Raw genomic sequence first — 25,570 nt, forward strand, 5'->3', positions numbered from 1 at the left:
ATGGCCACATTACAAGTACAACAGGTTGTTAGCGACTACCAGGGGCAAGTCGTTTTAAAGGGCTTAGATTTAACCGTTGAGAAAGGTGAGATTGTCGCGTTACTTGGTCCAAGCGGCTGTGGTAAAACCACTTTGTTGCGCGCAATTGCGGGGCTTCAGGCGATTACTCATGGCCAGATAATCATTAATAATAAAGTCGTGGCATCCGATGATTGTTTTATTCCTAGCGAGCAGCGAGGCGTTGGGATGATTTTTCAGGATTATGCGCTTTTTCCTCATTTAACTGTGGCTGACAATATTCTTTTTGGTTTACGAACTCGTGATAAAGCAGTCAGGCGATCACGCTTAGAAGAGATGTTAGCGTTAGTCAAACTCGAAGGATTGGCGAAACGTTACCCCCATGAGTTATCGGGTGGTCAACAACAAAGGGTCTCAATCGCAAGAGCGCTGGCTTATGAGCCTGAAGTGTTATTGCTCGATGAACCGTTTTCAAATATTGATGCCAAAGTACGCCGTGAAATGATGCTCGAGATCCGCGATATTTTGAAAAAGCATAATGTTAGTGCGGTTTTCGTGACACACAGTAAAGATGAAGCGTTTGTATTTGCAGATAAGCTAGCGCTATTTAATCACGGTGAAATCGTGCAGTGTGGTGATGCCGAAGGCTTATATTTAGCGCCATCAGATAAATATGTCGCAGATTTTCTAGGAGCGGGGAATTACCTTAAGGCTGAAGTTATTAGTGACTATTGCATTGCCACTAGCATTGGTGAAATCGTGAGTGAAAGTTTACTTAAGCTGCCAGTCGGTTCCACGGCTGAAGTGCTGCTAAGGCCTCAGCACTTATTATTGAAAGCGGATGCTAACGGTGTTGGCGAAGTGATTGAGCGACGCTTTTTAGGAAATATCTGCCAATATCAAGTTCAGGTCGATGAAACTGTCATAGAGATCCACAGTCCGCAGCGAGACTTAGTACTTGGCCAGCGGGTCGCTATAGCGTGTCAGAACCATAGTTTGGTTTTGTTCTAGTTAAAAGAGTTTAATCACTCAGTCCTAGTCGCTTAATCGTTAAGCCATCACCGCTTACAGACGCGTTTTAGTTATTTTACATGTGAGATAATGTGAGCAAAGTAGATTTTCTTGCTTGCTTAAGTTGTAGTTAGTTCAAGGAATTGACTATTGATTTTAGTTATTGTGCGTCAGTTAATGATATTAATCACTAAAGTTGTCCATAATGTTGCCGAAAATTAATTATGCTAAGGGTTACTTATAATAATGGATAGTCAGGTTATGCCTCGTGAACAGCTTGGAGTTTGTGCAGAAGGAAACTTGCACAGTGTCTACTTAATGTTTAATGCTAATGATAGTGTTGAGTCTGACATGCGCCCTTGTGTGGCGAATGTGGCTCAGTATATTTATGAATTAGCAGATCAATATTCTGATAGTGCCTTTAATGGTTTTGTTGCCATTGGTGCTAATTATTGGGACACCTTATACCCCCATGCTCGACCAGAAGAGCTAAAACCTTTCCCTGCGATGAATCGAGGTAATCGAGATGCGCCGGCTATCGAGTATGATCTATTTGTACATATCCGTTGTGATCGTTTTGATATTCTGCACTTGGTGGCTAACGAAGTTAATCAAATGTTTGAAGGCTTAGTTGAACTCATTGATGAAGAGCGTGGCTTTAGATTCATGGACTCTCGTGATTTGAGCGGCTTTGTTGATGGCACCGAGAACCCTAAAGGACGTAGTCGTCAGGAAGTTGCATTAATCGGCGAGGAAGACAGCCGTTTTAAAGGCGGAAGTTATATTCATGTACAAAAGTTTGCCCATAACTTAAGTAAGTGGAACCGTCTGCCAGTCAAGAAGCAAGAAGATGTTATTGGGCGTACTAAAGCGGACAATATCGAGTATGCATCGGCTGATAAACCGCTTACGAGCCACATTAAGCGTGTTAACCTGAAAGACAGTGAAGGTAAGTCTATGGAGATCTTAAGGCAAAGCATGCCTTATGGTTCAGTTAAAGAGCAAGGCTTGATGTTTATCTCTACTTGCCGCAATTCAGTTAATTTCGAAAAGATGCTAGAGAGCATGGTGCATGGCGATAGTGAAGGCAACCATGACCATTTAATGCATTTTACTCAAGCATTAACAGGTTCGTCATTCTTTGCGCCATCATTAGACTTTATGATTACAGCGGGCTAATTCGCAAGGTTTTACTGACTCATAAAAAACGCACAGTAAAGTGCGTTTTTTATTGGGCGTAACAAAGTGAATTATTCGCGCTAAGCTTCGTCTTTATCCCAATAATTGGTGGGGCGTTTGGCGTAAACTTCGTTGACAGATTTTACTAGCACCTTGTTATTTTCTGGGTACACAACTACGTCATGTATGTCTCGGTTACCAACGACCAGAAAAACAAACTCTTGCTCACTATGATTGACGAGTTTATGAGACACACCCGTGTCAGCGTTAAAGCAGATATATTCTCCCTGACTAAAAGGGTGAGGCTCGCCGTCAATGTATAGCGTCGCTTCGCCATGCATCGCGTAGATATGCTCTTCTTCTTTTGTATGGTAATGGGCAACAGCTGAGGACTTACCTGGCGCTAAGCGTTCCATGGTCACGCCAATTTTTTCTCCACCGGCGGTATCGCCAATGTGCTTTTGCTCGCTGGCATACTGATCTTCATGCTGCCAAGATTCCCAGCATATATCGTTGATATTTATTATTTTACTTTTATTCATTATTTGCCCTCGACTAACAGTACTGTCATTGAGGATTATAACGATTATTGCTCGAGAGAGAAGCTGCTATTCAATATATTGTATAAAACATAGTGTTTCATACAGGGGGCATTAAGCTAAATGATTGGGTTACGGTGCAGAGCCTAGGTAAACGGTCGAGTGATGGAGGCTGATTATGCAACAAACAAAAAATGCTGTAGCCCTGAGGGTACAGCATTTAAAAAAATCGTCGCTTTATGTTTAGTCGGCGTAATTAATCAGCATAATTAAACAGTGACTTAACTGTCTCTAGCGTGTCTTCAATGCTATGGATACTAGATGGACAGATGAAAATCGTATCATCACCAGCAATAGTCCCCAAAATACCCTCAGGCTTACCTATTGAGTCGAGTAGACGCGCGATTAATTGCGCTGCACCAGGGCTAGTTCTGACAACAATCATGGCTTGGTTATGGTCAACATCCAGTACCAGGTTTTTAAGCGGGCTTCCGGCAGTAGGAACGCCAAGCTCTGCTGGAAGGCAGTAAACCATCTCTTGCTTTGCGTTGCGGGTTCTAACCGCGCCAAACTTACTTAGCATACGAGAAACTTTAGATTGGTTTATATTGCTAAAGCCTTCTGCTTGAAGGGCGATAACAATTTCACTTTGAGAGCCAAAACGCTCCTCTTTTAAAATAGATTTGAACGTCTTAACTAAATCATCTGGGCTTTTACTAGCTTGCATATATTATTATTCTTTATTCAAAAAAATCTGCTTCATCATGAATATTTTCGCCGTTTTTGTCAATTGGTATTCGTTTTTTTGAATAAAAATTCATTAATAAACCCAGTTAGACTCAATGATTCAACTTAAGTTAGAATGATTATTCTAAATTTTGTTATGCTAATTTATTATGGTTTTAGCTCTGTATCGCTGATGTACACTCACTTTACTCATTTACCATCTTACATTAGCGTTCTAGATTATATTCAACACGACTAAGGGATAATTGAATTTTTTTTGTGAATCCAGTACTGTTGCGGCATTGGAAAGGTGGATCTAAATCACAAAAATCTGAGAATTGACGGAGATCATTATGAAAGTTGCTGTACTTGGTGCTGCTGGTGGTATTGGCCAGGCGCTTGCCCTACTGTTAAAAACTCAATTACCTGCGGGTTCAAAATTGTCGCTTTATGATATTGCCCCTGTTACGCCAGGTGTTGCGGTTGACTTAAGCCACATCCCTACTGCGGTAGAAGTAAAAGGTTTCGCTGGTGAAGATCCTACTGCTGCACTAGAAGGTGCTGATGTTGTACTTATCTCTGCGGGTGTTGCTCGTAAGCCGGGTATGGATCGTTCAGATCTATTTAACATCAATGCAGGTATAGTTCGTAATCTAGTTGAAAAATGTGCCGCGACTTGCCCTACGGCATTAATCGGTATCATTACAAACCCTGTAAATACAACCGTAGCCATTGCTGCTGAAGTATTGAAAAAAGCGGGTGTTTACGACAAGAACCGTTTGTTCGGTGTTACAACGTTGGATGTTATCCGTTCAGAAACGTTCGTTGCTGAAGCAAAAGGCTTAAACGTTGCAGACGTTAAAGTTAATGTTATCGGTGGGCACAGTGGAGTGACGATTCTTCCGCTGCTGTCACAAATTGAAGGCGTAAGCTTTACCGATGCAGAAGTTGCAGCATTAACGACACGTATCCAGAATGCGGGTACGGAAGTTGTTGAAGCTAAAGCGGGTGGCGGTAGCGCAACTCTATCTATGGGGCAAGCTGCATGTCGTTTCGGCTTATCACTTGTTCGTGGTCTTCAAGGTGAAGCAAATGTGATTGAATGCGCCTATGTTGATGGCGGCAGTGAGCATACTGAGTTCTTTGCACAACCTGTTGTACTTGGTAAGAACGGTGTTGAGCAAGTCCTTGCTTATGGCGATGTAAGCGCATTTGAAGCGAATGCTCGTGACGCTATGCTAGATACACTAAAGGCTGATATTGTGCTGGGTATCGAATTCGTTAAATAAACGATGACTGACCTCTTGTGGGTCATAATAAAAAAGGAGCCTTAGGCTCCTTTTTTGTTTCTCAATGGCATCAAGGTGCTAATTTAAAGAGAATAATTAGTTACTTCTCTCTTAGTTACTGCGTTGAGTTGCTATTCTCGCAAGCGAGATGAGCGCTTCTTTATAATCGGACTCTGGAATGATGGCCAGTGCTGCAATGGCCTTGTCAGACTCCTCGATAGCGCGCTTCTCTGTGTACTCCAATGCACCACAGTTTTTAAGTGCGGCAAGGATCACCTCGATATGCTCAGTTCCGTCACCTTTCTCGATAGCTTCACGGATAAGCGTCTTTTCAGTGTCGTTACCATTTGCCATAGCAAAAATAAGCGGCAGTGTAGGCTTACCCTCAGCTAAGTCGTCACCGATGTTTTTACCTAGCTCTTCTGTTTCTGCTGTGTAATCGAGAAGATCGTCGGTTAACTGGAATGCTGTACCTAAATACTTACCGTATTCAGCTAGTGCGGTTTGCACCTCAATAGGGCTGTCTGCGAGCAAACCTGCAAGGCGAGTAGCGGCTTCAAATAGCTTGGCTGTCTTGCAATAGATGACGCGCATGTAGCTGTCTTCTGTGGTGTCAGGGTCATTACAATTCATCAATTGTAGGACTTCACCTTCCGCGAGCACGTTTGTTGCGTCAGCGAGGATCTCTAGCACGTCTAGGCACTTGAGTTCCGTCATCATTTGGAACGAGCGGGTATATAAGAAGTCACCGACTAATACACTAGCGCTATTACCGAATAGGGCGTTGGCAGTTTTTCTGCCGCGTCGCAACATCGACTCGTCAACAACATCATCATGTAAAAGTGACGCGGTGTGAATGAATTCGATAATGGCTGCTAATTTAAGGTGAGATTCACCTTTATAGTCAATGGCGCGAGCTGCTAGAATAGATAGCAGAGGTCGCAAGCGTTTACCGCCACCGTTAATAATGTAGAACCCAAGTTGATTAATTAGGGCAACATCTGACTCTAGTTGTTTATAGATCAGTTGATTGACAGCTTGCATATCGCTATCAGTCAATTGACGAATGGCGTTTAAATCCATAAGTAGGCTCTAGTTCTTGTTGGCTGCTGAGTAACATTGCAGCTCAATTAAGGCTTAATGTTATAATAATTGGATTCTACCTAAATTTACGGTACAAGACAGTAGTTGTAGATGAATGTGAGAGTTATTTGGGTCTTTTTTTATTCTAAGTTAATTAAGGCTTGTCAGCAGCCTGTTCTTAGCGTAAACTCCGCGACCATTGTCATTAAAGCTTTTATAGCACCCCTGCATCAAACAAATATGTTTTGAGCGGCGTGTTAGAAATATCGGAGTAAAATAGCTATGTACGCTGTTTTTCAAAGTGGCGGCAAGCAACATCGCGTTGAAGCCGGCCATACAGTTCGTTTAGAGAAATTAGAAGTCGCTACAGGCGAAACTATCGAATTTGACCAAGTTCTTTTGGTTGCTGATGGTGAAACTGTACACGTAGGTGCACCTTTAGTTGAAGGTGGAAAGGTTGTTGCTGAAGTTATCAGCCACGGCCGTGCGGAGAAGGTAACTATTGTTAAGTTCCGTCGTCGTAAGCACCACGATAAGAAGATGGGCCATCGTCAATGGTTCACCGAAGTTAAAATTACAGCTATCAACGCTTAATTAGGAGAATAACTCATGGCACATAAAAAAGCTGGCGGTTCTACTCGTAACGGCCGCGATTCAGAAAGTAAACGTCTTGGTGTAAAGCGCTTCGGCGGTGAATCAGTTCTAGCTGGTAACATCATCGTTCGTCAACGTGGTACTAAATTCCACGCTGGTGTTAATGTTGGTATCGGTCGTGACCACACTTTATTCGCACTTACCGATGGTAAAGTGAAGTTTGAAGTTAAAGGTCCACAGAACCGTAAGTTCATCAGCATCGAAGATTAATTCTTAGCTCAGCTAATAATTAATATTAAGCCCCGCCATTGGTGGGGCTTTGTTTTTTCAAAATTAAGTAAATTGTGTTTTGGCGACTAGAATCGTTAAGAGTATAATTCTTTCATTCTGTGGTGCCAGGAGTTGGTATGAAGTTTGTCGATGAAGCTATTATCCGTGTAGAAGCCGGAAATGGTGGCAGTGGTTGCGTTAGCTTTAGACGTGAAAAATATGTTCCTGATGGTGGTCCTGATGGTGGTGATGGTGGCGACGGTGGTAGTGTTTATCTACAAGCCGATGAGAACCTTAACACACTGATCACTTTTCAGTTTGAACGCTTCCATATTGCCGAGCGCGGTAAGAATGGTCGTGGACGTGATTGTACCGGTCACGGCGGTGAAGACTTGATCCTTAAAGTGCCTGTAGGTACTCGCGCTATCGATAACGATACTGAGGAGTCACTGGGTGACTTAACCACTCACGGGCAAAAATTGCTTGTGGCTAAAGGTGGTTTCCATGGTCTAGGTAATACTCGTTTCAAGAGTAGTACTAACCGTGCGCCAAGGCAGAAGACGTTAGGTACCGACGGTGAAGTGCGTAGCCTTAAGCTGGAGCTGTTATTGTTAGCAGACGTAGGCTTGTTAGGTATGCCTAACGCAGGTAAGTCGACCTTTATTCGCTCAGTGTCTAAGGCTAAGCCGAAAGTGGCTGACTATCCGTTTACAACTTTGGTTCCTAACTTAGGTGTTGTTAACCCTAGACCGGGTCAAAGCTTTGTAATCGCCGATATTCCAGGTCTTATTGAAGGTGCTGCTGATGGCGCAGGTCTTGGTGTTCAATTCTTGAAGCACTTAGAGCGTTGTCGTGTATTGCTGCATATTCTAGATGTTGAGCCAATTGATGGTAGCGATCCAGTTGAATCGGCTCGTGCTATCGTAGGTGAGCTTGAAAAGCACTCTCCAAAGCTTGCGGGTAAGCCGCGCTGGTTAGTGATTAACAAAGCAGATTTGATGTTGGAAGAAGAGCTACAAGAGCGAATCGACCATATCGTTAAAGAACTTGAGTGGGATGGCGATATCTATACGATTTCAGCTTATAACCGTGAAGGTACTGCTGAGTTAGCCCTTAAACTACTAGACTTTATTGCTTCACTTCCTCCTGAAGAAGAAGTTGATGCCGATGCCGAAGTCGAGTTCAAGTGGGATAACTATCATCAGAACGCTAACGAATCAGTCAATGAAGATTTTGACGATGATTTCGATGACGACTTTGATGAAGATGACTACGATGTAGAGATTATCTACCAAAGATAATTATTCGCATAAGAGGAAGTTGAGAAAAGGTGTACGCTACAACGCAAAATGACATTACTCGTCAAGTCGTTAGGGTTGCTCAACTTCTGCTAGCTTATGGCGCTGAATCTGAACTTGTTGAAGAGATCACTCAGCGCTTAGGCCACGCCTTAGGTTTAGAAAGCGTTGAGATATCCATCTCTTCCAACTCGTTAGTACTTACCAGCTTGGCCGTCGGCCGTTGTATTACAACGACGCGGCGCATTCGCGAACATGGCATTAATATGACCGTAGTTTGCGAACTCCAACGTATCTGTTTACTCACCGAAAAAGGCATTTATGGCCTAACGGAAGTACGTAAGCGTGTTGGCCGGATCCAACCAAAAACCTACCCCGCTAAATATGTCGTGCCCATGATTGGTTTATCATGTGCAAGTTTTTGCCACTTATTTGGTGGTGATTTAACGGCCTGTTTGATTACCTTTTTCGCCTCGGCAGCGGGTATGTTTGTCAGATTATCAATTGCTAAACGTCATTATAATTTACTGCTTAACTTTAGTGTGACAGCCTTCGTGACGACGCTAATAGCACAAACGGGATATCAATTTGACCTGACTGATACCCCTAAGTTGCCTATGGCGGCAAGTGTATTAATGCTCGTGCCTGGTTTCCCAATGATTAACGCCATATCGGATATGGTTAAAGGTCACCTCAATGTGGGGATCTCTCGCTGGGGACAGGCCACTTTGCTTACGGTAGCGTCGGTTATAGGCATTACTATCGCAATGCAGATTGGAGGATTATTCCTGTGATCTCATTATTATTAACCATGCTCAATGACGCCATTTTTTCTGCTATTCCAGCGATTGGTTTTGCTATGGTATTTAATGTACCGCGTCGATTTTTGCCTTACTGTGCAATCGCGGCAGCAATGGGACATGGTAGCCGTACCATGTGGTTAAGCTTTGGTTTGCCTATCGAGTGGGCGACATTTTTAGCCGCAGCTTTGGTCGGCGTTATAACGATAGCGTTTGCTAGAAAGCATTTAGCGCCGCCATTAATGTATGCTGTAGCTGCAATTATTCCTATGATCCCAGGCACCTATGCATTTAATACCGTAATAGGTTTGGTGCAGCTAACAGCGCAAGCCGATATGAGCCCTGAGCTGATTTACCAAGTTGTCAGTAACGGCCTTAAAACGGTGTTTATCTTAGGCGCACTCTCTGTGGGGCTTGCGATGCCGAGTCTGCTCTATTTCCGTTCGCGTCCAGTCATTAAGTAACTAGAATCTTTCATTCGATAGTTATTCGTTCTTAGCTAATACGTGTTCAATCATTAACGCTTAGGTAAGCCAAACATACTGTATCTGACAATATAAAAATAAAAGGAAGTTTCATGAAAATAGCTATGATTGCCGCAATGGCAAATAATCGCGTCATTGGTAAAGATAACCAAATGCCATGGCACCTTCCTGAAGATTTACGCCACTTTAAGGCCATGACCTTGGGCAAGCCTGTCGTCATGGGGCGAAAGACGTATGAGTCGATAGGGCGCCCATTGCCCGGACGACATAATATTGTCATTAGCCGTCAAGCAGATCTCGTTATTGAAGGGGTGACAACCGTCACGAGTTTTGAGCAGGCTAAACTTGCCGCAGGAGACTGTGCGGAGCTTGTTGTGATAGGGGGAGGCCAGCTATATGAAATGTTACTGGCTCAAGCAGATATCTTGTATCTCACTGAAATTGCATTAACTGTCGAGGGTGATACCTTCTTTCCTGAGTGGAATGATGGTAGCTGGCAAGAAGTCTCTCGAGATGTAGCGAAAAATGATAAACAGCTTGAATATAGCTTTATCAAGTTGGTAAAAAAATGTTAAATTTAAGGGGTTGTTTAGTACCCTGTATAACGATAAAGAAAGCCTACTAGTTAGCGCTACTTTACTAATAATAAATAAAAACTAAAAATAAGGAGTGTCCGATGCGCTTGTTGCCTCTGAGCCTCGCTACACTGATTGCTGCATCTTTAATTTCTGTACCTTCAACTGCACTTGCTAACCAAGACCAGTTGACCGCGAATATCTGTAATTATGTTCAGGCTGATGATAAAAATCGCCTACGTAAAAAGCTTAAAGAGAGTCGTGTTAAGCTTCGCAACATTTATAGTGGCGTATCTTGTAATGGTGATAGCCTGCTAAGAGTAGCGCTGAAAAGTGGTTCAAATAAAGTGGGTACCTTTGTGGCAAAGCGCTTACCTGCAGCTGACTTAGGCTCTGCTGAAAGTGATGGAAGTACAATTGTTGCTTGGGCAGAAAGTAACGGTCACAGTGGCAGTGAGATAACCGCAGCGATTAAAGAGCGTATCGCAGGTGGTTAAACCGTGAAATCAATGTAATAAAAAATACTGGGCTTATCCCAGTATTTTTTTGTCTGTAGCGAGTGAACTTACCAGGTAGAAAACAAAAAAGAGGCGCTAAACTTAGCGCCTCTTTTTATTTTTAAGCTTGATTGAGCTTATTTATATCTGTTGCTTAAGCTCGGTCAATATTGCGCTGCAAATATAGCGCTTCCCACTGAATGAACAGATACTTAATGCAATGGGTATAAATTAGACTCTGAACTCTTTAACAGAAGCCTGCAGTTCTTCTGCGAGTTGGGCCACTTGATGGCTTGACTGGGCTGTTTGGTCGGCTCCAGTCGACGTTTCCTCTGAAATCGCCGCAATATGCTCTAGTTTCTCGGATACTTGCTGACTCACTAAGTTTTGCTCTTGCGCAGCATGAGCAATATGTGTTCCTGAGTCGTGAGCGCGATGTACAGCATCGCTAATACTTTCAAGTGCATTATTAGCCTGTTCAGTCTTATCAACGCAAGAGTTAGCCTGTGTGCGCCCCAAATCCATTACGGCTACCGCTTCTTGGGTTCCTTGTTGCAGGACCTCAATCATCTGTTGGATCTCTTGGGTAGAATCCTGAGTTCTTGATGCAAGGCTACGCACCTCATCGGCAACAACGGCAAAGCCTCGACCTTGCTCTCCGGCTCGAGCGGCTTCAATTGCAGCGTTTAGCGCGAGTAAGTTTGTTTGCTCTGCAATGCCTCGAATAACATCGAGAATAGATCCAATAGAGGCACTATCTGCATGCACCTTGTTGATGACGACGCTGGCTTTAGACACTTCATCGGCTAGCGCTAGAATGGTACGCTTATTTTCATCAGCAATCAGGCGCATATGTTGGCTTTCATCATCGGCGGCTTTGATTTGGCTTAGCGCCTCATCAGCACTGGCCGTCACCTGCTGAGCACTTGAGCTTAGCTGAGTCGTTGCTGTTGCAACTTGATCAACTTGGCTCTTCTGTTCTTGAATGCCAACAGTGGTTTGGGCAGTAATTGCTGAAGTCTCTTCTGCTGCAGCGGCAAGCTGATCTGAGCGCTCTAAAATGCCTTGGATCAGCTCTCTTAGGCTATCGACGAGTTTATTGCAGTTGGCTGACAGTTTTGCGAATTCATCATGGCCTGATTCATCAAGTTTGTGGGTTAAATCACCTGATGCTAGTACATTTAGAGCATGATTGACTTTCTCTAATGAGCGAGTCAGTGGGCGAACGACTGCGATACTAACAACGACTGCAACGATAATAGCGACTAGCATCAATAAAACGGTGCGCATACTCGCGCTATCGATATTAGCAATGACATCGTGACTGATCTCGGCAGAGATGGTCTCGATGTTAGCCGTTAAGGTTTTCATCTGCTTGTTGACGTTAGCTGCTGCTTGTTCAACATCAGCAAGCAAACGGCTTGTATTACGATTAAGCTCAAGTTCTTTTTGCTTTAACGCTGTGAGGGAGTTATTGCCTCTAACCATGCTAAATACGTTACTGGCTTCAGCATTAAGCTCGTCAATAAGTTCGGCATCGACAACGCCGTCCCAGTGGTTAGTAACATAATCAACTTTGCTCTTTGTATCGCTAACAATATAATCGAGTTCTTTTGAAATGATGTCGAATTTTGCTTTTTCAGTGCTGCCCATCAAGTCAAAACTGGTGCTGGCGATGCTGCTAAAACTGAGTTCGAGCGAACTTGCTGTGGCTGCTATCTCTTGCTCAACAACATCTTCACTCATATCTAGGTCAATTAAGTCGAGTAATAAAGAGGCGCTATCATCGACGGCTATCTCAATATCATCGTATTTACTGATAATTTTATTTGTAGTGACTAAAGCAGTTTCATGAGTCGTAATCATTTCATGACTAATGCTATTGAATTTAGCGTATTGATTATCAAGATTTCGAATAACAGAATTTAATTCTGAATTGCTACTGACTAGGCCGGTTAGTTTTTTAAGCTCACGCTCAAAGGTCTGGCTGGCAGTAGTAAATTGAGCGTTGATTGTAGGGATCATCGCTGCACTTTGGCTATGGTAGGCCATCAAAACTTGTTTTTCTTGTTGAGAAAGAGTCTGAGAAAGCTGATTGCTGGTTTTTAATGCAGGAAGACTTAACTCCTGTAAGACTTGAGTACTGGTCTTTAACTGGTTGTTAGTAAACCAAGAAGCTGCGCCAAGTACAATTAGCAGTAAAGTGACTACCGTAAACCCACCTATCACTCTAGTGGCTACATTTAACTTCATATGAGCTCCATTATTATTATTTTTATCTAAGTCTCAGCATCTGGCCGACATCTATTTCGTATACTGTATCGGCCAAATGTTGCAATAGTTTAACTCTTTTTTAACTTCTTTTAACGGCTTTTATTTTGTTTTGAGTAATTTTCTGGTTTGACTCCATATGCCAAAGTGTCATGTGCTCCCCCCAGCAACAGCCAGTATCTAGTGCCTGCCTATTAGCGAGGTGAGTTTGCCCCATAATGGCAGCCCAGTGGCCAAAAATCACAGTGTAGTCGGTGGGTAGCTGACTAGGTTGGTTAAACCAAGGGACTAAGGAGTCATGATTACAATCTTGTAGTGGTGACTTACAGTCAAAATCTAAGCGGCCATCGGCTTTTAAGTAACGCATACGGGTGAGTGCATTAATGCAATAGATCTGTTGTTCAAGCGCTGTTAAATTTGAATTAAACTCATCGACTGAATTGGTATACATCTCACTAATCAAATCATTTAGATAGTTGGGAGATTGCAATGTTAGGCTGACTCGATCTGCTTGAGTGCGTAAGGTGTGCAGATCCCAGTTAGGCGGCACACCCGCATGGGTCATAATAAGGTTCTTTTCAGGCCAGTCTTGATAGAGTGGCTGCAGTCTCAACCAGTCGATAATATTAGCGATATCATCTGCTGCTAGTAGAGGGGTTAAATGATCTTTTGGGTTAGCACGTTTTAACTTTCCGTGAATAGCCAGCAGATGAAGATCATGATTACCGAGGACAATTTTAGCTGAACCAGACAAGGACTTAAAAAAACGCAGTGTCTCAAGGGAACCTGGCCCCCTAGCAACGAGATCACCTACGGTCCATAAGCAGTCCTTTGATGGATTAAAGGCTACCTTTTCGAGTAGCAACGTTAACTCGTCAAAGCAGCCTTGGATATCACCTACAAAATAGTTCGCCATTTTTACCTATGCATTATTTATGTTTTGTTAATTATGTTTTGTGATTAATGAAGTAAACCTGGGACGGCTAAACGAAAGGCGGATATGGGGGCTGTAAATTCATTGCCACTGCTGTCGACCATGGTATAACTGCCTTCCATCACACCCAATGGGGTTTCTAATACGGTGCCGCTGGTATATTCATATGAGCTATTGGGCTTGATTGTCGGAGTTTGGCCTACCACGCCCGCACCGTGAACTTCACTTTTTTGCCCATTGGAGTCTGTAATACACCAATGGCGACTTTTTAGTGTGACGTCATCATCACCGAGATTACTGATGGTAATAGTGTAGCTAAATAGATATTTCTCTTCATCAGGGGAGGATTGATTTTCAATATACTCTGTTTTTACGTCGACGCTAACAGGCGTTGTTAATTGACTCATATAGACCTCTAAAAGATGGAGTTATCTGATTTTTAACGAGCTTCCATATTAAATGGAGAGTATCTGAATTAACAGGTAATTATTTATGAGCAGGTATAAAAAAAGGGCAGTTATTGCCCTTTTGTTGGTCAGTATATTATTCAGAGAATAAATCTACTTCCTATCGAAAACGTGGTTAGCCATAGCGACGTATTGGTCAACACGGATCTGTTCAGGCCTCAACGTTGCATCAATACCTAACGCGGCGAAGTCTTCATCAGATAATAGCTGCTTAAGGTTATTTCTAAGCGTCTTACGGCGCATGTTAAATGCTGTCGTGGTTAAGTTTCTAAGCAGGTCGACATCTTTACATGGCCAAGGTTTAGTTTTGTATGGCACTAAACGCACAACAGCTGAGTCCACTTTAGGTGGTGGTGTAAAGCATCCTGGTGGGACTTCAAGCACAGGCATGACTTGGCAATGGTATTGAGCCATTACGGTAAGGCGGCCATAAGCTTTAGTACCCGGGCTTGCAGAGAGTCTTAATACGACCTCTTTTTGCAGCATAAAGTGCATGTTCTCAATATGCTGAGCAAACTCAAACAGATGGAACATAAGCGGAGTTGAAATGTTATATGGTAAGTTACCAAACACTTTCATCTGCTTGTCTTCACGCACGAGTTGATTGAAATCAAACTTAAGTGCATCACCTTGGTGAATTTCAAGCTTATCTTTAAGGACCGGGTGCGTTTGTAAACGCTCAACCAAGTCTTTATCGAGTTCGACAACAATAAGCTTGTCGATACCGCTTGCAACAGGCTCAGTTAATGCCGCTAAACCGGGACCAATTTCTACCATCACATGATCATTATCAGGTGAAATAGCACCAACAATGCGATTAATCACATTCTCGTCAGTTAAGAAGTTTTGTCCAAAACGTTTTCTGGCCGTGTGGCCTAAATGTACTTTATTGCTCATGAGGTAACTTTTATCACTAATTCTTTGCAGCCAAATCAATGGCTTTATTTAATGCGCAGACAAAACTGCCAATATCAGCAGTACCCGTGCCTGCAAGCTCTAGGGCCGTACCATGGTCGACCGACGTTCTTATATAGGGTAATCCTAGAGTGATATTGACTGAACTGCCAAATCCTCTAGATTTTAGTACTGGAAGCCCTTGATCGTGGTACATAGCGAGTACAACGTCAGCATCTTCTAAGTATTTAGGTTGAAACAGGGTATCTGCTGGTAATGGGCCAACGATATCCATGTCGAGTTCTCTTAATTCATTAAGGGCAGGGATGATGATATCGATCTCTTCTCTGCCTAAATGGCCGTCTTCACCTGCATGAGGATTTAAACCGCAGACATAGATCCGCGGCGACTCAATTGCAAACTTCTCGACTAAATCGGTATGTAAAATTTTGACAATCTGATGCAAGCGATCACGGGTAATGGCTTTAGACACATAAGCCAATGGTATATGAGTTGTTACCAGTGCAACCTGCAAACCTGGGGCTGCAAGCATCATCACCACATCCTGGCAATTTGCTTGGTTTGCGAAAAACTCAGTATGACCACTAAACGGAATGCCGGCCTGGTTAATGATGCCTTTATGGACTGGGCCAGTTACAACAGCATCAAATTCACCAACCATGTTCTTTTCACCAGCAAATCTCAGTGTTTCAACAACATAGGCACTATTGTTTTCATTTAGTTTCCCGCACACCGCGTCGGCTTCAAGGGTAAATGGCACAATAGTCAATGTTCCAGCTTCCTGTGCTTTAGGCGGCTGGTTCGGTTGGTATGGGCGTAGCGTAATCGACAGCCCAAGCTTCTTAGCGCGAGACTTTAGTAGTTCGGGATCAGCACAAACAACTAGCTCAGCAGGCCAAGCCTGCTGAGCTAGTTGTATCACTAAATCGGGACCTACACCCGCCGGTTCACCCGGCGTGATGGCAATTCGTTTAGTTGACAATAGTATTAACCTCGATTCGTTTCTGGCTCGAAAATATCGATAAATGCTTCAGCGCGCATTTCATCTAGCCAGTTTTGTAACTCTTCATTAAATTTACGACGATAGATCAGCTGGTGAGCTCGGTTCGTATTAAATTTATCGGTTGCATCTGTTGTACGTCTTTCTTCTAGTTGAACAATATGCCAGCCGTGAGTCGAACGGAATGGTTCGCTATAGCCACCAATTTCAAGGCTATTTAACTCTTTGGCAAATGCTGGAACATAGATGTTCGGATCGGCCCAACCCAGTTCACCACCTTTAGCAGCAGAACCTGGATCTTCTGAATACTGACGTGCTAAATCTTCAAACTTAGCTTCACCTGATTTAACTTGAGCTAGGAATCTGTCCATCATGCTCTTAGCGCGTTCTTCCGAAAGAATTGGAGACGGCTTAAGTAGAATGTGGCGAGACTTAACTTCTTTAACTTCTTTGGTTTCTAGACCGCGAGCATCCATCACCTTGATGATATGGAAGCCCGATGCACTCTTAATTGGACCTATGATATCACCAGTCTTCGCATCAGTGACCACTTCTGCAAATAAGGTTGGCATCTCGTTGATGTTCATGTAGTCCCAAATACCACCTTCTAGTGCTTTAGGGCCTGAAGAGGCTGCAATTGCGATACTTCTAAAGTCATCACCATCTTGTAATCGTTTCATCACGACTGCGGCGCGCTTACTTGCAGCTTCTAGCTGCTGACTGTTAGCGTCGCTTGGTACATCAATAAGGATATGACCAATTTGAAACTCAACTTCTTTCAGACCTTGCTCATTGATTAGCTTTACAAGGTTATTGATTTCTTGCGTAGAGACTTGAATGCGACGTTGAACTTGAATACGTTGAATTTCACCTAAGGTGATCTCTTCACGTAGTTGCTCGCGGTATTGAGCAAAAGTTGTACCTTCACTTTCAATTTGCGCTTTCATTTGCGCAACCGTCATCTTCTGCTCTTTAGCAATATTTTCGATAGTCTGGTCTAACTGTAAGTCACCAATGTGTAGACCAATTCTATCGGCCATCTGTAACTGCAGACGAGTTAGGATTAAACGTTCAATAACCTGAGTCCGCAGTGCAGTGTCTGACGGCAGCTTCTGACCTGCATTAGCAGCATTTGCCTGGATGGTCTTTACCATTCCGGTCACTTCACTTTCTAAAATGATCCCTTCATTTATTTGCACTGTTACACGGTCTAGAGGTTCTGGCGCAGCGTGAATTGTCTGGCTCATTGCCAATGTTATAAGGGCAAAAATCAATTGGTTACAGCGTTTCATCCACTAAAATCCTTGGCATTTATTGAGTGTCATTTACGGTGATTACTCACCGGGTTAATGATTCTTTAGTTCTGCTTTGACTGCATGTCGTCAGCTAGGTTCAGCATTTATTTACGTTATTTATCTGCTAATTCTTCAAATAAAGCGGTTTACGATAATTAAATAGGCCGTCATCTAACATATCTGATACCCCTAATGGGCCTGAACCACCGAGTCCTTTGAGGATAAAGTTTAGGTAGATCCCGCTTTCAAATAGTTCTCGAGTATCCTGTACCGGATTATCTTCGTCAATATAATTGGTCTTGATGCGGTAATGATAACTCAAACGGACTGCCCAGCAACATGATTCATATTGAAAACCTGTATAGGTTTCAACTGCTCGGCTTTCATTGAGATCGTAATACCAGTTACCCACTAAGTAGAGGCTGTCGTTAATCGGCCAGGCTCCCCGGAAACCAAGCTGCTTAATATCGACAGACTCATTGGTATTGGTGTTCAGTAGATCCGGTACGTAGCGGTAGCTAGCTTGCAGTAGCTTATTAGTACCCGGACGATAGTCAACGGTGACTTCGCTCTTCTTATTTTCACTCTCTTTAGCATCATACTGAATCGAGCCACTTAAAAACCAATCTGCGTAGAGTTGAGTACTTAATTCGGCTGCAATTGCAGAGTTCGAGGTGTTCTCTTGGGTGAAAGTATCGTTACTCCCCATGACATCGTTAATACCAACACGACTGTCTTCGAGGTAAATAATTTGCCCCAAGCTGAATTTAAATACTTCGCGGTTTTGTTCGTTAAATAGCTTAGTGGTTAAACCGAGCGTGAACTGATTTGCATCGGCTATGCGATCTAGGCCTGAGAAACGTCGATCTCTAAACAGACCGTTGTAATCTTCTTGTAACGGCGCAGTATCGTAAATACCAATATCAGATTGGTCCTGGTAACCGACATAAAGATATTGGAACTGTGGCTCTAATGTTTGGCGGTAGTTGGTGTCGAAGTAATCAGTAAAGCGCTCAAAGTTAATTTGACCATGAATGCGTACCTCTGGCAGCGTTCGGTTGACGCGATCGCGAAGCTCTGAATCAGAGAGGTTGCCCTTATCATCTTGCCAATAGTTAGTTTGCAGCAATTTGACTTCACTGGTCAGCGAGCCTGCTGGACCATGAATGGGATAGGAGATACTTGGCTCTATATGCACACGAGTGGCAGCCGAGTATTCACTATCTTGATGTTCAAAGTTAGTCGCTTGACTATATAGGTTAAAGTCTAAGCCGTGCCAATAGCTTGGCGCACGGTAGTTAAACGTAAACTGCGGCATCACTTGGTAAGGCTTTTCCTCTTCACCAAGTACTTTAATATCTTGTACTCGTGCACTTAAATCCCAGTTCTGCTCAAAGTAAGATATTTCACCAATTCGGTTTAATTGATTATCTGTCGCGCGTTGAACATCTGAATTCAAGTCATTGAAATAGTTGTTATCTGACACATCAGTGTAGTTTGCATGAACGCGCCAGTTTTGATTAAATGCGCCAGTATGCTCCCAGTGATACAGGTATCTATCTGGACTATTTTCTAGCTTGTTATCGTTGGCTAGATATTCAAAATTTAACTGACCATTCTGCTTCTCGCCAGCTAGGTATCTAAACTCTGTCTTGGTGAATAGTCCACGAGCCGACATATAGTTTGGCGTAAAGGTTAAATCGTATTCTGGTGCAATATTCCAGTAATATGGCGTCGCAACTTCAACACCGTTGGTGGTACTAGTGCTAAATGTTGGGAATAAAAAGCCAGATTTACGCTTATCTGATACCGGAATGGTCATATAAGGCACATACATTACAGGTACGCCAGCAATCTTAATTTTAGCGTCCCAAATCTCTCCCCACTCTTCGGAGCTATCAATCTTGATTCGGTCAGCTTCTAATAGCCAAGCTGGATCTTTATCAGGACAAGTGCTGAAGTTTGTGCCAGACAACAATAGATTATTATCTTTAGTGATCTCCAGTCTTTCGGCATCACCATGGATTTGTTGACCGTGTAACCAATATTGAGCGCCACTTAAGATCGCACTGTTACTGCGCATTTTGGCAACTAAAGAGTCAGCTGTAACGGTAAACATAGCGTCTTGAAACACTAAGTTGCCATTGGCATGAAGTTCTTCAGTTTGTTGATTTAAAATTGCTTCATCGGCTGCAATGTTGCGACCGCCCTGGCTGAAGCTTACATCGCCAATAAAAGTTGCTTCTTTACCCATTTGGGCTGAAGAACTATCAGAACTAATATAGATCCGCGCTAAGTCGGCTGGATTATTGATGTCGTAAAGCGGAACGTACGGCTTTACCGGAGGTTCAACTACGCACTGCGACGCAGGGGCTGTCACAGTTTCGGGTTCGTCTGCTAAGACTAATTGGGGAAGCAGGCTCAAGGCCAGAAAATAACGGATCTGCATCTTAGGTCAATTAATTATGATTTCTTAGTCTGGACGGTGAAAGAGGAGAAAAGTTGACCCTTTCTTGGGCAACTCAGCCAAAATAATTCTTTTCAATTGCTTAGCTGATTCCATTTTGTCGTTATAATAAAGCAATTTCTTCTTAAGAGCCATGAGGTGCCCTTGTCAGATCCTAGATTTCTTCAGTTAAATGCATGGCTAAACCAGTATTTTAATGTAAAAGTTTCGCCACAGCTGATTTCAGGCGACGCAAGTTTTAGGCGTTACTTCAGAGTTGTTGTCGACAACTTGTCTTATATTGTAGTCGATTCCCCTCCTAAGCTTATCGATATCACCCCGTTTATTCAATTAGCGGACAGTTATGCGCGTCAAGGTATTGCTGTGCCTAAGGTGATCGCTAGCGATAAAGAACAGGGCATTATGCTGCTTAGCGACCTTGGTGACGTGCAATTATTATCGGTGTTAAAAAGCGATAACTTACAGCAATATTATTCTCAAGCATTAGTGTTACTTAACGATATTGCCAATGTGACAGAGACGCAAACAGCTTCATTGCCTCAATATGATGCCGATTTTGTGGTACGAGAACTGGATATTTTTATTGAATGGTTAGCCGTGCATCATCTTGGGCTGGATACTGATGACGTTAAAGCGCACACCAGTAGTGCATTTAAACTGCTAGTAGATAATGCACTGGCTCAGCCACAAGTTGGCATGCACCGTGATTACCATAGCCGTAATATTATGCTGCAAGATGGCAAGTTAAAGGTTATCGACTTTCAGGATGCAGTGCTTGGACCTGTAACCTATGATGCGGTTTCACTATTGCGAGACTGCTACATTCGTTGGCCAGATAGCGATGTGGAAGCCTTAATGCATCAACATTACAGCCAGTGTGTTAGCGCTGGGCTGATTGATGTGGCAGTCACATTTGAGCTGTATCGACGCTGGTTTGATTTGATGGGGATTCAAAGACACATTAAAGCTGCGGGCATTTTCGCAAGGCTTAATTATCGCGATAATAAACCGGCTTATATGGCCGATATTCCACTGACTCTTGAGTATATTCGCGATATTGCAGGTCGTTATATCGAGCTGCAACCATTTGCTCAATGGATTGGTGAAGTCATCATCCCAACATTCAATGCTCATAAATAATGATTCATATCAAAAAGGCTGATCAATGAAAGCAATGATCCTTGCGGCGGGGCGTGGAGAACGACTGCGCCCCTTAACAGATTCAGTGCCTAAGCCTCTTGTTGAGGTGGCGGGCAAGCCGCTAATTGTTTATCACATCGAAAAGCTCGCTGCGGCTGGGATTTCAGAAATCATCATTAATCATGCTTGGCTTGGCCATAAGTTAGTCGAGACGTTAGGTGATGGTAGTCAGTGGCAAGTTAAGATTCGTTATAGCGAAGAAACCTCGGCACTGGAGACGGGTGGAGGCATCAAACAAGCGTTAGGCCTGTTAGGTGACGAGCCATTTTTAGTGATAAACGGTGATATTTTTATTGATGAGTTACCGAGAATCAAGGCGCTCGATACCGGAGTGCTGGCGCATCTATGGTTAGTGGATAATCCATCGCAACACCCCCAAGGAGACTTTGCTTTGCAAGGTGGCAAGGTGAGTGATCGTGGCGCAGAAAAACTGACTTTCTCTGGTATGGGCATTTACCATCCGGCTTTATTTAAAGAGACACCAGAAGGTGCGTTTGCACTGGCTCCTTTGCTCCGTAAAGCCATGAGTCATAGTCAGGTTAGTGGTGAGCATTTTAATATGTATTGGTGTGATGTTGGTACGATTGAGCGACTCGCACAAATAACAGAACGTGAAACAAAAAAGGTTAGATAATGCGTATTTGGGGTAAGGTTTTCGGTTTTATTATTGGTTATATGGCGGGTCGTCTTGGTGGCGCCATCTTTGGGCTTTGGCTAGGGCATATGTATGACCGCAGGCAGAGCCAAAAAGCGGGGCTCGCGGGCGGCGGAAAACGTCAGGCACTGTTTTTTAATACCACCTTTTCGGTGATGGGGCATGTAGCAAAAGCGTCGGGACAAGTGACTGAAAACGATATTCGCATGGCGAGCTCGTTAATGGATCAGCTTAACTTAAGTGGCCAAGCCAGAGCCGATGCACAGGCGGCATTTCGTGAAGGCAGGGAGCCTGACTTTGATCTTAATGCTTGCCTAAAAACCTTTAGACTCATCTCTATGGGTCGTAAAGAAGTGCTACAGATGTTTTTGGAGATCCAAATTCAGACAGCGCTTGCCGATGCTCAGTTAGATCAAAAAGAGTTATCAATTCTGTCCGTGGTTGCCAAAGAGCTCGGATTTAGCCAACAGCAACTCAATGACTTATTAGCACGTTGGCAGGCAGAGTTTAATTTTCATCGTAGTGGTGGGGCTGGACATCAAACATCGATTGAAGATGCTTACAGTGTGCTGGGGGTGACAGAGTCGATGTCTGATCAAGAGATCAAAAGAGCTTATAGAAAGTTGATGAATGAGCATCACCCCGATAAGCTAGTCGCTAAGGGGTTACCTGCTGAGATGATGGAGCTTGCTAAAACAAAAGCCCAAGATATTCAAGCTGCTTATGATAGAGTTAAGGCTGATAGAGGCATGCGCTAAATACTAATAATCAGAAAATAATAGGGATATATGATGAAAAGAAGCTTAGCAATATTACTGGTTTTTTTGTGTGCATTTCCTGCAGTGTCTGAAGTATATGTGGCCCCTTTTGGTGGCTATAGCTTTGGTGCTAGTGAGTTTGATATTGCTAGCACAGAAACCGACGAAGCGGGAAAGGTTAAAATAGCTGAGGCGCAAAACTATGGTGTCATGCTGGGCTTTACCACAAAAGACCCTGGTAACGTCTATCTTCTTTATAGCCACCAATCAACCGATTTAAAAACAGGTGATAACTTTAGCCCTAATGTGATTACCTCTATGGATGTGGATTACTTTCATTTTGGTGGCAGTTTATATTTCCCTATGCAAAGCGTTAAACCTTATGTCACCACTAGCCTTGGCTTTACCCATATGCGACCAAGCGGCGCTTACTCTAATGAAACGCGTTTTTCAGTGGCTCTTGGTGGTGGTATTGAATACCAGGTCAGTGAAGCCTTTTCATTGTTTGCTGAAGTAAAGGGCTACGCGACGTTTATCAATGCTGATAACGCTTTGTTCTGTGGTAATGACGGCTGTATATGGAATATTCAGTCAGATATTATGTGGCAAGGGCAAGCCAATCTGGGTGCCAGTTTTAAGTTCTAGCTTTAAGTTCTTAGTTCTTAGCTCAAGTGTGCGGCTTGCAGTCTTTCTTTCAAGAGCCACGAGACTGACGATCATTTTATAAACAAGGGCTGTGTTAGATGAAAATAGTAGTATTGGACGGATACACACTCAATCCTGGAGATCTAAGCTGGCAAGCTCTAGCGCAGTTCGGCGAGCTCACTTGTTATGATCGCAGCGCACCGAATGACGTGATAGCGCGTAGCCTTGATGCTGAGTTTATCCTGACCAATAAAACCGTGCTTGATGAAACGATACTTAAGCAGTTAACAAAGCTTAAATATATCGGCATTCTCGCAACCGGCACTAATGTGGTCGACCTCGCAGCGGCCAAAACGCTCGGCATTGTGGTCACAAACGTGCCTGGATATGGCCCAGATGCGGTTGCTCAAATGGTATTTGCTCATATTCTTCATGCCACTCAGCAAGTGAGTCTGCACTCCGATGCAGTAAAGCGTGGTATGTGGGCTGAGTCGGCAGATTTTTGTTTTACTCTTACGCCACTACAATCACTTAAAGATAAAACAATAGGGTTAGTTGGTTTTGGTGATATCGGGCAAACTGTGGCTCAGATTGCACTGGCTTTTGGCATGAAGGTCATAGTCAATACTCGAAACTCGCAAGTTCCACTACCTGAAAACTGTAGTTGGGTAGAACAAGCGGAGTTATTTAAGCAGGCAGATATTGTTTCTTTGCACTGCCCGCTTACCGTAAAGACAGATAAGCTGATTAATGCAGATGTATTAAGTACCATGAAATCTAACAGCATATTAATTAATACCGCTCGTGGAGGGCTTGTTGACGAAGCGGCATTAGCGGCAGCGTTAAATCAAGGGCAACTGGCATTTGCAGGCGTTGATGTATTGTCAACTGAACCTCCTAAGGCTGATAATCCGCTTCTTAGCGCTAACAATATCAGCATCTCTCCCCATAACGCCTGGGCAACGCGAGAGGCACGGCAGAATTTGCTTAATATTGCGATTGAAAATTTAGTGAGCTTTAGAACAGATAATGCGAACAATCGGGTTAACTAGCACATAGGAGTTGGCGATTAAAGGCTGACGCATTAAAGTCTGGTGCATCAAAGTTTGGTGCGTCAAAGTCTAATACATTAATGGCTAGTGCATTAAAAGCTAATGTATTAAACGTTAGCGCATTATGCAGGCACTAAGAGAATAATAAACACTTTAAAAAAGCCTCAACCTTTTAATCAAGGCTGAGGCTTTTTAATTTTGAAATTATCTATCAGTCACTCTAATGTAGAGTTAAAAAGTAACCTTAACCTTACTTGCCGCAGTTAGCGCCTTTGCAACGGCTTTATCGATATCAGTATCTCTGGCTAATGCCACACCTAAACGTCTCTTACCGTCAATCTCAGGTTTGGCAAATAATCGAACCTGTGTATCGGGCTCAACTAATGCATCAGCTAAACCTGAGAACTGGATGTTGTTTGAGCTGCCTTGGGCAAGGATCACCGCCGATGCACTTGGACCGTGCTGAGTGATGTTACTAATTGGCAAACCTAAGATAGCACGAACATGCAGAGCAAACTCCGATAAGTCTTGGCTAATAAGGGTCACCATACCGGTATCGTGTGGTCGAGGGGACACTTCAGAAAAGTAAACTTCATCGCCCTTGATAAATAACTCAACACCAAATAGGCCATAACCACCTAAGGCTTCAACTACCTTTTTACCTATGGCTTGTGATTTAGCTAATACGATATTTGACATCGCTTGCGGCTGCCAAGACTCACGGTAATCCCCATCTTCCTGACGATGGCCAATAGCATCACAGAAATGCACGCCGTTCACCGCGCTGATGGTCAACAAGGTGATCTCATAGTCAAAGGCAATGAACCCCTCAACAATGACCCGTCCTTTGCCCGCACGGCCACCTTCTTGTGCATATTGCCAAGCCGACTCAATTTGATCTTGGGTGCGTATAACGCTTTGGCCTTTACCTGAGGAGCTCATCACTGGTTTGATGACGCAAGGGAGCCCGATAGTGGCGACAGCATCGGTAAACTCTTGCTCGGTATCGCAGAAAAAGAAAGGTGATGTTGGGATTGATAGGGTTTCGGCTGCTAAGCGACGTATGCCTTCTCGGTCCATCGTTAGTTGAGTGGCTTTAGCTGTTGGCACGATGTTGACACCTTTAGCTTCCATTTCTACCAAGGTTTGAGTTGCAATCGCTTCTAGCTCAGGGATCACCAAATCAGGCTTTTCAAGTTCAATAACCGCCTTTAATGCCACACTATCAAGCATATTAATAACGTGAGAGCGGTGAGCAATTTGCATTGCAGGGGCGTTGGGGTAGCGGTCTACGCCGATCACTTCAATACCATAGCGCTGAAGTTCAATGGCGACCTCTTTCCCGAGTTCGCCGCAGCCTAGCAACATGGCGCGTTTAGCATTAGCTGATAATGCAGTACCTATCATTATGATTACCTTTTGAGATTGTAGGGAGTAGTTATTGGTTACAGAGCCTGTATGGCACTCAAGCTAGCAACACTTTACTGAGGCATTCTAGTGCCCCATTTTATTTGTGATTAGTGTAACGTGACGTGTATTTCTCTAGG

Annotated in this window: 26 protein-coding genes; 15 read left to right on the plus strand and 11 right to left on the minus strand. The window is 43.4% G+C overall.

The features are described from left to right. Entirely contained in the window at positions 1-1,029 is a 1,029-nt protein-coding gene (locus ACVBIU_RS04875; RefSeq protein WP_447163213.1) for an ABC transporter ATP-binding protein, read from the plus strand. Between the two features lie 246 nt (positions 1,030-1,275). Continuing rightward, a complete protein-coding gene (locus ACVBIU_RS04880) occupies positions 1,276-2,208 on the plus strand; it encodes a Dyp-type peroxidase (RefSeq protein WP_447160245.1) in 933 nt (310 codons plus the stop codon). An 80-nt stretch (positions 2,209-2,288) separates the two neighbouring features. Here the strand turns inward: ACVBIU_RS04880 and ACVBIU_RS04885 are convergent, their stop codons facing one another. Beyond that, positions 2,289-2,750, minus strand: coding sequence for a cupin domain-containing protein (locus tag ACVBIU_RS04885; protein WP_447160246.1), 462 nt, complete (start codon positions 2,748-2,750; stop codon positions 2,289-2,291). 253 nt (positions 2,751-3,003) lie between these two features. Continuing rightward, positions 3,004-3,474 (minus strand): transcriptional regulator ArgR, encoded by a 471-nt coding sequence (gene argR / locus ACVBIU_RS04890; protein WP_439267726.1) that lies wholly within the window; start codon positions 3,472-3,474, stop codon positions 3,004-3,006. Positions 3,475-3,826: 352 nt separating this feature from the next. On the opposite strand from argR, the gene mdh reads away from it, so the two are divergent. Continuing rightward, on the plus strand, positions 3,827-4,762 hold the full coding sequence (gene mdh, locus ACVBIU_RS04895; protein ID WP_447163214.1) for a malate dehydrogenase: 936 nt from the start codon (positions 3,827-3,829) through the stop codon (positions 4,760-4,762). Positions 4,763-4,873: 111 nt separating this feature from the next. Here mdh and ispB read toward each other — a convergent pair whose 3' ends face one another. Next, the gene (gene ispB, locus ACVBIU_RS04900; protein ID WP_447160248.1) at positions 4,874-5,845 is read right to left on the minus strand and encodes an octaprenyl diphosphate synthase; all 972 of its coding nucleotides are present in this window, start codon (positions 5,843-5,845) and stop codon (positions 4,874-4,876) included. Between the two features lie 282 nt (positions 5,846-6,127). Here ispB and rplU point away from each other — a divergent pair, with 282 nt between their 5' ends. The 7 genes from rplU (at position 6,128) to ACVBIU_RS04935 (ending at position 10,364) form a co-directional block, all read left to right on the plus strand. Further along, positions 6,128-6,439 carry a 50S ribosomal protein L21 gene (gene rplU / locus ACVBIU_RS04905; protein WP_028765847.1) on the plus strand — a complete coding sequence of 104 codons (312 nt, stop codon included), beginning with the start codon at positions 6,128-6,130 and terminating at the stop codon, positions 6,437-6,439. Positions 6,440-6,454: 15 nt separating this feature from the next. Further along, positions 6,455-6,709: a 50S ribosomal protein L27 gene (gene rpmA, locus ACVBIU_RS04910; protein WP_012154114.1), complete on the plus strand. Its 255-nt coding sequence runs from the start codon at positions 6,455-6,457 to the stop codon at positions 6,707-6,709. A 137-nt stretch (positions 6,710-6,846) separates the two neighbouring features. Beyond that, on the plus strand, positions 6,847-8,010 hold the full coding sequence (gene cgtA / locus ACVBIU_RS04915; RefSeq protein WP_447160249.1) for an Obg family GTPase CgtA: 1,164 nt from the start codon (positions 6,847-6,849) through the stop codon (positions 8,008-8,010). A 29-nt stretch (positions 8,011-8,039) separates the two neighbouring features. Beyond that, positions 8,040-8,801, plus strand: a complete 762-nt coding sequence (locus tag ACVBIU_RS04920; protein ID WP_447160250.1) for a threonine/serine exporter family protein — start codon at positions 8,040-8,042, stop codon at positions 8,799-8,801. Beyond that, positions 8,798-9,271 carry a threonine/serine exporter family protein gene (locus ACVBIU_RS04925; protein ID WP_447160251.1) on the plus strand — a complete coding sequence of 158 codons (474 nt, stop codon included), beginning with the start codon at positions 8,798-8,800 and terminating at the stop codon, positions 9,269-9,271. The genes ACVBIU_RS04920 and ACVBIU_RS04925 overlap by 4 nt, the downstream gene beginning before the upstream one ends. A gap of 113 nt (positions 9,272-9,384) precedes the next feature. Next, positions 9,385-9,867, plus strand: coding sequence for a type 3 dihydrofolate reductase (gene folA / locus ACVBIU_RS04930; protein ID WP_447160252.1), 483 nt, complete (start codon positions 9,385-9,387; stop codon positions 9,865-9,867). Between the two features lie 101 nt (positions 9,868-9,968). Continuing rightward, the gene (locus ACVBIU_RS04935; RefSeq protein WP_447160253.1) at positions 9,969-10,364 is read left to right on the plus strand and encodes a DUF3718 domain-containing protein; all 396 of its coding nucleotides are present in this window, start codon (positions 9,969-9,971) and stop codon (positions 10,362-10,364) included. A 231-nt stretch (positions 10,365-10,595) separates the two neighbouring features. Here ACVBIU_RS04935 and ACVBIU_RS04940 read toward each other — a convergent pair whose 3' ends face one another. The 7 genes from ACVBIU_RS04940 to lptD all read right to left on the minus strand — a co-directional run bounded on the left by ACVBIU_RS04940 (position 10,596) and on the right by lptD (position 19,695). Further along, positions 10,596-12,617, minus strand: a complete 2,022-nt coding sequence (locus tag ACVBIU_RS04940; RefSeq protein WP_447163215.1) for a methyl-accepting chemotaxis protein — start codon at positions 12,615-12,617, stop codon at positions 10,596-10,598. 100 nt (positions 12,618-12,717) lie between these two features. After that, complete coding sequence (locus ACVBIU_RS04945) at positions 12,718-13,551, minus strand: symmetrical bis(5'-nucleosyl)-tetraphosphatase (protein WP_447163216.1); 834 nt, start codon at positions 13,549-13,551, stop codon at positions 12,718-12,720. A 44-nt stretch (positions 13,552-13,595) separates the two neighbouring features. Then, positions 13,596-13,976 (minus strand): Co2+/Mg2+ efflux protein ApaG, encoded by a 381-nt coding sequence (gene apaG / locus ACVBIU_RS04950; RefSeq protein ID WP_447160256.1) that lies wholly within the window; start codon positions 13,974-13,976, stop codon positions 13,596-13,598. Between the two features lie 153 nt (positions 13,977-14,129). Continuing rightward, positions 14,130-14,933, minus strand: coding sequence for a 16S rRNA (adenine(1518)-N(6)/adenine(1519)-N(6))-dimethyltransferase RsmA (gene rsmA, locus ACVBIU_RS04955; protein ID WP_447160257.1), 804 nt, complete (start codon positions 14,931-14,933; stop codon positions 14,130-14,132). 16 nt (positions 14,934-14,949) lie between these two features. Next, positions 14,950-15,933, minus strand: a complete 984-nt coding sequence (pdxA, locus tag ACVBIU_RS04960; RefSeq protein ID WP_447160258.1) for a 4-hydroxythreonine-4-phosphate dehydrogenase PdxA — start codon at positions 15,931-15,933, stop codon at positions 14,950-14,952. Positions 15,934-15,938: 5 nt separating this feature from the next. Next, positions 15,939-17,243 (minus strand): peptidylprolyl isomerase SurA, encoded by a 1,305-nt coding sequence (gene surA / locus ACVBIU_RS04965; protein ID WP_447160259.1) that lies wholly within the window; start codon positions 17,241-17,243, stop codon positions 15,939-15,941. A 127-nt stretch (positions 17,244-17,370) separates the two neighbouring features. Then, positions 17,371-19,695: an LPS assembly protein LptD gene (lptD, locus tag ACVBIU_RS04970; RefSeq protein ID WP_447163217.1), complete on the minus strand. Its 2,325-nt coding sequence runs from the start codon at positions 19,693-19,695 to the stop codon at positions 17,371-17,373. A 156-nt stretch (positions 19,696-19,851) separates the two neighbouring features. On the opposite strand from lptD, the gene ACVBIU_RS04975 reads away from it, so the two are divergent. The 5 genes from ACVBIU_RS04975 to ACVBIU_RS04995 all read left to right on the plus strand — a co-directional run bounded on the left by ACVBIU_RS04975 (position 19,852) and on the right by ACVBIU_RS04995 (position 24,023). Next, a complete protein-coding gene (locus tag ACVBIU_RS04975) occupies positions 19,852-20,853 on the plus strand; it encodes an aminoglycoside phosphotransferase family protein (RefSeq protein ID WP_447163218.1) in 1,002 nt (333 codons plus the stop codon). Between the two features lie 25 nt (positions 20,854-20,878). Next, entirely contained in the window at positions 20,879-21,547 is a 669-nt protein-coding gene (gene murU / locus ACVBIU_RS04980; RefSeq protein ID WP_447163219.1) for an N-acetylmuramate alpha-1-phosphate uridylyltransferase MurU, read from the plus strand. Further along, positions 21,547-22,326: a co-chaperone DjlA gene (gene djlA, locus ACVBIU_RS04985; protein ID WP_447160263.1), complete on the plus strand. Its 780-nt coding sequence runs from the start codon at positions 21,547-21,549 to the stop codon at positions 22,324-22,326. Before murU ends, djlA begins: the two co-directional genes overlap by 1 nt. A 33-nt stretch (positions 22,327-22,359) precedes the next feature. After that, complete coding sequence (locus ACVBIU_RS04990; protein ID WP_447160264.1) at positions 22,360-22,971, plus strand: outer membrane beta-barrel protein; 612 nt, start codon at positions 22,360-22,362, stop codon at positions 22,969-22,971. A 98-nt stretch (positions 22,972-23,069) separates the two neighbouring features. Continuing rightward, on the plus strand, positions 23,070-24,023 hold the full coding sequence (locus ACVBIU_RS04995) for a D-2-hydroxyacid dehydrogenase (protein ID WP_447160265.1): 954 nt from the start codon (positions 23,070-23,072) through the stop codon (positions 24,021-24,023). 231 nt (positions 24,024-24,254) lie between these two features. Here ACVBIU_RS04995 and purT read toward each other — a convergent pair whose 3' ends face one another. Further along, entirely contained in the window at positions 24,255-25,430 is a 1,176-nt protein-coding gene (gene purT, locus ACVBIU_RS05000; protein ID WP_447163220.1) for a formate-dependent phosphoribosylglycinamide formyltransferase, read from the minus strand. Positions 25,431-25,570 lie beyond the last annotated feature (140 nt).

Source organism: Shewanella sp. 30m-14 (assembly GCF_052977125.1).